The sequence below is a fragment of the Kitasatospora sp. NPDC058190 genome (genome assembly GCF_042883685.1).
GTDB lineage: Bacteria > Actinomycetota > Actinomycetes > Streptomycetales > Streptomycetaceae > Kitasatospora.
The window spans coordinates 1-6,351 of sequence record NZ_JBHVVI010000230.1; the positions used below are offsets into that span (position 1 = coordinate 1).

General features: G+C 72.9%; 7 protein-coding genes. 3 read left to right on the forward strand and 4 right to left on the reverse strand.

What is annotated here, in order from left to right; translation table 11 throughout:
• Positions 1 to 71 precede the first annotated feature (71 nt).
• Together ACFVWU_RS43925 and ACFVWU_RS43930 are read right to left on the reverse strand one after the other, a co-directional pair.
• Positions 72 to 647, reverse strand: coding sequence for a TerD family protein (locus ACFVWU_RS43925; protein ID WP_387632125.1), 576 nt, complete (start codon positions 645 to 647; stop codon positions 72 to 74).
• Positions 648 to 798: 151 nt separating this feature from the next.
• Positions 799 to 1,296 (reverse strand): hypothetical protein, encoded by a 498-nt coding sequence (locus ACFVWU_RS43930; RefSeq protein ID WP_380613215.1) that lies wholly within the window; start codon positions 1,294 to 1,296, stop codon positions 799 to 801.
• A 67-nt stretch (positions 1,297 to 1,363) separates the two neighbouring features.
• Here ACFVWU_RS43930 and arfB point away from each other — a divergent pair, with 67 nt between their 5' ends.
• Entirely contained in the window at positions 1,364 to 1,795 is a 432-nt protein-coding gene (arfB, locus tag ACFVWU_RS43935; protein WP_387632127.1) for an alternative ribosome rescue aminoacyl-tRNA hydrolase ArfB, read from the forward strand.
• 16 nt (positions 1,796 to 1,811) lie between these two features.
• Here arfB and ACFVWU_RS43940 read toward each other — a convergent pair whose 3' ends face one another.
• Positions 1,812 to 2,348 carry a flavin reductase family protein gene (locus ACFVWU_RS43940; protein ID WP_387632129.1) on the reverse strand — a complete coding sequence of 179 codons (537 nt, stop codon included), beginning with the start codon at positions 2,346 to 2,348 and terminating at the stop codon, positions 1,812 to 1,814.
• A gap of 358 nt (positions 2,349 to 2,706) precedes the next feature.
• On the opposite strand from ACFVWU_RS43940, the gene ACFVWU_RS43945 reads away from it, so the two are divergent.
• Complete coding sequence (locus ACFVWU_RS43945) at positions 2,707 to 4,500, forward strand: diguanylate cyclase domain-containing protein (protein ID WP_387632131.1); 1,794 nt, start codon at positions 2,707 to 2,709, stop codon at positions 4,498 to 4,500.
• A 201-nt stretch (positions 4,501 to 4,701) separates the two neighbouring features.
• Positions 4,702 to 5,703 (forward strand): hypothetical protein, encoded by a 1,002-nt coding sequence (locus tag ACFVWU_RS43950; protein WP_387632134.1) that lies wholly within the window; start codon positions 4,702 to 4,704, stop codon positions 5,701 to 5,703.
• A gap of 64 nt (positions 5,704 to 5,767) precedes the next feature.
• On the opposite strand, the gene ACFVWU_RS43955 is transcribed toward ACFVWU_RS43950, so the two are convergent.
• The coding region (locus ACFVWU_RS43955) for an amidohydrolase family protein (RefSeq protein WP_387632137.1) at positions 5,768 to 6,351 on the reverse strand (584 nt) is incomplete at its 5' end.

Genomic DNA, 6,351 nt, shown 5'->3' on the forward strand with positions numbered 1-6,351 from the left:
CAGAAGTCGGACGGATCGACTTCCCGCGCCGCGGGCTTTTTCGGGGCAGGCCGGATCTGCGAGGGGGTGCGTCAGATCTGGACGCCGAAGTCCTGGGCGATGCCGGCCAGGCCGGAGGCGTAGCCCTGGCCGACGGCGCGGAACTTCCACTCGCCGTTGTTGCGGTAGAGCTCGCCGAAGATCATCGCGGTCTCGGTGGCGGCGTCCTCGGAGAGGTCGTAGCGGGCGATCTCGGCGCCGCCGCCGGCGTTCACCACGCGGATGTAGGCGTTGCGCACCTGGCCGAAGTTCTGGCCGCGGGCGACGCCGTCGTAGATGGTGACCGGGAAGGTGATCTTGACGGCCTCGGCCGGCAGGCCGGCCAGGTTGACGTTGATCGACTCGTCGTCGCCCATGCCCTCGCCGGTGCGGTTGTCACCGGTGTGCACGACGGTGGCGTCCGGCGTGCTGGTGTTGTTGAAGAAGACGAAGTGGGCGTTGGACAGCACCTTGCCGTCCGCGTTCAGGACGATCGCGCTGGCGTCGAGGTCGAATTCGGCGCCGGTGGTGGTGCGGACGTCCCAGCCCAGGCCGACGCTCACCGCGGACAGGCCGGGGGCCTCCTTGGTCAGCGAGACGTTGCCACCCTTGGAGAGGCTCACTGGCATGGCGATTGCAGTCCCTTCGTTCGCTTTTCCCGGGAGAACGCGATACTCGGGCGGCTTGGTTCCACGGAGTCCGTGAATTCTTCGCGGGACGTCAAGCCAGGGCAAAGGAAGCGCAATGCGGCGGCCGGGCGGCGGGCTCGGGTGTCGGGGCTCAGACCCGGGGGAAGCGGCCCTGGAGCGACCAGATGTTCGGATTGTCGGCCAGGTCGGGGTGCATGTCGAAGAGGTCGGCGAGGGTGTCCTGGAGGAAGTCCCGGGCCTCGCGCCGCAGGTCGCTGTGGCGCACCACGGCGGGCGGTTCGTCCCGCAGCCAGGTGGCGGTGATCTCCACCCAGTTGAAGCGGCGGGCGAAGCGCAGCAGCTCGGTGTTCTGGGTGAAGTCGAGGTCGGCGGTCTGCACCCGGGCGGCCCGGGAGCCGTCCGGGTCGCGGTCGAGCTGCTCGACGATGTCGCACAGCGCCCAGGCGAAGTCCAGCACCGGCACCCAGCCCCAGCGGGTGGAGAGTTCGGCGCCCTCGGCGTCCAGGTAGACGTCGCCGCAGAACAGGTCGTACCGCAGCGAGCGCACGGGGGCGGTGCGGTAGTCGGTCTGCGGGGGGTCGGGGAAGCGGTTGGAGAGGGAGTAGCCGAGCTCGATCACGTACGCCATTGTCGGGGTTCGGGGCGCGGGCGGATAACCGGGTGACCCGGCGCAGCCCACGCGGGATGATGGGCACATGCCCGAGCCCATCCGCGTACGGGGGTCGGTGGTCGTCCCCGACGCCGAGCTCGTCTGGCGCTTCTCGCGTTCCTCCGGCCCCGGCGGCCAGCACGTCAACACCTCCGACTCCAAGGTCGAGCTGCGCTTCGACCTGGCGGCCTCCAAGGCGCTGCCCGAGGTGTGGCGCGAGCGTGCCGTCGAGCGGCTGGCGCACCGGCTGGTGGACGGCCGGGTGCTGGTGGTCCAGGCCTCCGAGTACCGCTCGCAGTGGCGCAACCGGGAGGCGGCCGCGGCCCGCCTGGCGGCGTTGCTGACCGAGGCGTGCGCGCCGCCGCCGAAGGCCCGGAGGGCGACCAGGCCGAGTCGCGGGATGGTCGAGCGGCGGCTGTCCAACAAGCGGCAGCGCTCCGAGCTGAAGCAGGGTCGGCGGGCGCCGCGCCAGGACTAGCCGGGTCCCGGGGGCGCTAGCCGAGGGTGCGGTAGCCGCCGCGGAAGTAGAGCAGCGGGTGGCCGCCGGGGGTGGGGACCGTGGCCTCCAGGACGCGGCCGACCAGCAGGGTGTGGTCGCCCGCGGGTATCCGCTGTTCGGTGCGGCACTCGACGGCGGCCAGCGCGCCCTCGACCAGCGGGGCGCCGGTCCGCGGGCCGCTCCGGTGCGGGGTGTCCGCGAACAGCAGCCGGTCGCTGAGCCGGCCCTTCATGGCGAAGCGGGAGCCGAGCGTCTTCTGCCCCTCCGCCAGCACCGAGACCGCCCAGGTGTCGACCCGGGAGAGCACCTCGTCCATCCGGGAGTCCTCGCGGACCGAGATCAGCACCAGCGGCGGCTCCAGCGACACCGAGAGGAAGGACGTGGCGGTCATGCCGATGTCCTCCCCGTCCTCCGGGTCGTGGACGGTCACCAGGCTCACGCCGGCGGCGAGCTGGGAGAGTGCTGCCCGGAACTCGTCGGGCGTGGCGTGGGAGGCAGCTTCGGGCTGCGGGGACGGGTACACGTACCGCACGGTAGCTGGCGGCCGCGGGGAACGGCATCGGGCCGTGGTCGTAGGACCAGCGGTGCGGTCGGGCCGGGCCTGGAGCGGACTCACCCCCAGGAGTGAAGCCGGGGGGACCGGCGGGTGCAGCGGGCTTCAGCGTGCGGCCGATGCGGTCGACCAGGAGAAATGTTCCGATAGCGCTTGATGTCCCGCTATGGGGCGGATGAACTGATTAAGGACGCATTAGTCTCGTGTGATTTAAGTCACAAGTGGCGGCCTATTGCTGACCGAGCGTGCCGAACGCTGTGCTCCCTGTGATTCAGTTCTTCTGGCAATCGGACGATAACCAATCAAGAACTATCCGAAGCAGCCGGGGAGCCCCCGCATGGAAGCCGAGTCGGAGCCGTACGTCCGTCTCGCGACCCTCCGCACCTTGCACCGGGTCGTGGCGGACCTCAACGCTGCCCGCAGCCTGGCGGGCACGCTGCAGGCCGTCGTCGAGGGCGCGGTGCACGGACTCGGCTTCGACTCCGCCGCGGTCAGCCTGGTCCGGCCGGACGGCGACCTCGTGGTGGCGGCGGTCTGGGAGCTGGAGGAGAGCCCGATGGGCGGGCCCTCGGTGCTGCTCGGGCAGGTCGGCTCGCGGGAGTCCTGGGACCGGCTGCTCGGCGTCAGCGACCACTGGGGCACCCTGCGCTTCCTGCCGTACGACCGCGGCTGGGCCGTCGCCAGCGACATCCCGCGCTGGATCGGGGACGGCCCGCTGCCCGTCTACGCCAACGACTGGCACCCCGCCGACGGGCTGCTCGCCCCGATGTACAGCGCCGGCGGCGACCTGCTCGGCGTCCTCTCGGTGGACCGCCCGCGCAGCGGCAAGCGGCCCGGGGCCTGGACCCGCGAGGCGCTGGAGATGTTCTCGCTGCAGGCCTCCATCGCGATCGGCAACGCCCGGCTGCGGGCCGAGATGCAGCGCGCGCTGGCCCGGCTGGAGAAGGAGCAGCAGGCCCTGCGGGCCAGCGAGGAGAGCTTCCGCCAGGCGTTCGAGTACGCGCCGAGCGGGATGGCCATCACCGAACTGCACGGCGCCGGGCGCGGCCAGCTGACCAGGGTCAACGACGCTCTCTGTCGGCTGCTCGGCCGGCCCCGGGCGGTGCTGCGCCAGCAGAGCTTCGCGGACCTGGTCCACCCCGAGGACCGGGCGCTGCTGGAACGCACCAGCGCCGAGAGCGGCCGGGCGGAACTGCGGCTGTCCCGGCGGGACGGCGGCTACCAGTGGGTCTGCCTGCGCAACTCGATCGTGGCGGACGCGGCCGAGGGCCCGAGCTTCCTGCTCACCCACGTCGAGGACATCGAGGACCGCAAGCGCCACGAATTCCAGCTCGCCCACCGGGCCAGCCACGACGCGCTCACCGGCCTGCCCAACGGCGCGGAGCTCAAGGCCCGGCTGGGCCGTCGGCTCTGCTCCGAGTCGCAGCCGGTCGGCTCCGCCGCCAAGCCCGGCGAGGTCGCCCACCCGTCCCCGTACGGCTACCCGGCCGACTCGTACAGCGCGCACGCGGCGTACGACGGCCTGGAGGGGGCGGACCCGTACGCCGGGCCGGTGCACGGGTACGGGCCGGCCGAGGACGGCGGCCTGCTGCCCGGCCTCGCCCCCGGCTACGGGGAGCACGTGCACGCCGTGGTCCCGGCCGAGTACGGGCCGGCCGGCGACGCGTGGTCCGGGCCGTTCCGCTCCGGCCCGTCGGCTCCGGCGGACAAGGGGCTCGCGGTGCTCTTCTGCGACCTGGACGGCTTCAAGTCGATCAACGACCGGTTCGGCCACAACGCGGGCGACGCGGTGCTGGTCGAGGTGGCCCGGCGGCTGAGCGGGGCGGTCCGGGACGGCGACACGGTGGCCCGCCTCGGCGGCGACGAGTTCGTGGTGCTGGCCGACGGGATCGGCCGCGAGGAGGCCAAGGACCTCGCCCACCGGCTGCGCAACGCGATCATCCCGCCGATGCGCATCGACGGGCGGGCGATGCGGGTGGGGGTGAGCCTGGGGGTCGGCTGGGCCGGCTGCGGGATGAGCATCGAGGAGGTGCTGCACACCGCGGACGAGCGGATGTACGACGAGAAGCGGGCCCGTGGCGGGGCGGTGCGGGGGGCGCGCGGGGAGCGCTCGCACCGGCGGGCGGGCTGACGGGGCCCTCCGCGCTTCGATCGGCTGTTTGCCGAGGTCGGTCGGGTGCCGAGCATCGGGCGCCGCGCAGGTTACCCGCGAGTTGTCAAGGGCTCTTTTCCCGCTGTCCGCCACGGCAGGTAGGGTTCCCCGTACGACAGCGTCCATGATCTGCGCCGCCCGCAGCCCGGCGGCGCGCACCGGATGGGGGAACAGACCACCGTGACGACCGCCGGCGACAACGGAGTGCCCGAGGGCCAGGGGGGCGGTGCCCCGCAGGACGACGACCCGTTCGGCTACCTCTACCGCCCGGCCGACGGCTCCACCGGGCAGCCGGCCGAGCCGCAGCAGGGCGTACCAAGGACGTCGTACAACCGACCGATGGAGGTCGGGCGTGCGCAGTACGGCCAGCCTTACCCGCAAGGGGGGCCGCCGCGTGCGCAGCAGCAGCCGTACGGCCAGCCCGGCCCGTACGGCCAGCAGCCGGTGCCGCAGCAGCAGGCCCCGTACGGCCAGCCCGGCATGCAGCAGCAGGCCGAGTACGGCGTGCCCACCCAGCAGACCCGCTACGCCGAGCACTCCCGGCCGCAGCCGGGGGAGGAGCGGCAGAGCAGCGGCCGGAGCAAGGGCGCGGTGATCGGCGCGGTCGCCGTGGTCGCGGCGATAGCGATCGGGGCCGGCATCGCGCTCTCCACCGGCGACCCGGACGGCGACAAGAACGCCAAGGGCGGCGGCACCGCGTCCACCGCCCCGCCGGCCCCCAGCACCCCGGCGAGCAGCGCCACCAGCGGGACGGCCTCCCCCTCGGCGAGCGCCGGCGCCACCAACGGGCCGTCGACCGTGGACGCCGGCCAGCTGCAGGGCCAGAACGCGCCGTCCGGCAACAGCGTCAAGGGCGCCAAGTCTGCCGACGGCAGCTACCTGACGCTCCAGCAGGGCGGCTCGGTGACCTGGAACGGCCAGATCGCCACGGCCGGGACGTACAAGCTCACCTTGCACTACAACAACGCCGGGGCGGACGTGAAGGGCGCTGCGTCGGTCAACGGGAAGGACTGGGCGAGCGGGCTGACGTACAAGAACTACGTCCCCGGCAAGGACCCGGCGTCGTCCTGGTACACCACCTGGATTCTCCCGCAGTTCCAGGCCGGGGCGAACTCGGTCACCTTCACGGTGCCCTCCGGGCCGATCCTGATCGACCAGATCACCGTCGAGCCGAGCAGCTGAGACCGCCCCGGGACGCGACGCGGCCGCCCGTCCCCTGCCGGGGGAGGGCGGCCGTTGCCGTTGCTCAGGCGGACTTGACGGTGGAGAAGGTCTCGCCGCCGCGGACCCAGCGGCCGCGGCGCATCACGGCGACCAGGTCGTAGCTGTCGGAGTCGAGCACGACCAGGTCGGCGAGCTTGCCGGTCTCCAGGGAGCCGATGGAATCGGCGAGGCCGAGCAGACGGGCAGGGGTGGCGGAGAGCGACTCGACGGTCTGGTCGAGGGTCAGGCCGTTGACGGTGACCGAGCGCTTGAACGCCACGTCCAGGGTGAGGGTGGAGCCGGCGATCGCACCGCCCTCGACCAGCCGGGCGACGCCGTCGGTGACCTGGACCTGGAGGGGGCCGAGGGGGTAGCGGCCGTCGCCCATGCCGGCGGCGCCCATGGCGTCGGTGATCAGGGCGACGCGGTGGGCGCCGGCGGTGCGGTAGGCGAGGTCGAGGACGGAGGGGTGCAGGTGCACGCCGTCGTTGATCAGCTCGACGGTGACCCGCTCGTCCTCCAGCAGGGCGACGATGGGGCCGGGGGCGCGGTGGGCGATGCCGGGCATGGCGTTGAAGAGGTGGGTGGCGACGGTGGCGCCGGCGTCGACGGCCTGCAGGGTGGTGG

Excerpts from the sequence above, each read along its gene's own strand:
- ACFVWU_RS43925 (WP_387632125.1), bottom strand. The coding sequence starts at position 647 with ATGCCAGTGAGCCTCTCCAAGGGTGGCAACGTCTCGCTGACCAAGGAG.
- ACFVWU_RS43930 (WP_380613215.1), bottom strand. The coding sequence starts at position 1,296 with ATGGCGTACGTGATCGAGCTCGGCTACTCCCTCTCCAACCGCTTCCCC.
- arfB (WP_387632127.1), top strand. The coding sequence starts at position 1,364 with ATGCCCGAGCCCATCCGCGTACGGGGGTCGGTGGTCGTCCCCGACGCC.
- ACFVWU_RS43945 (WP_387632131.1), top strand. The coding sequence starts at position 2,707 with ATGGAAGCCGAGTCGGAGCCGTACGTCCGTCTCGCGACCCTCCGCACC.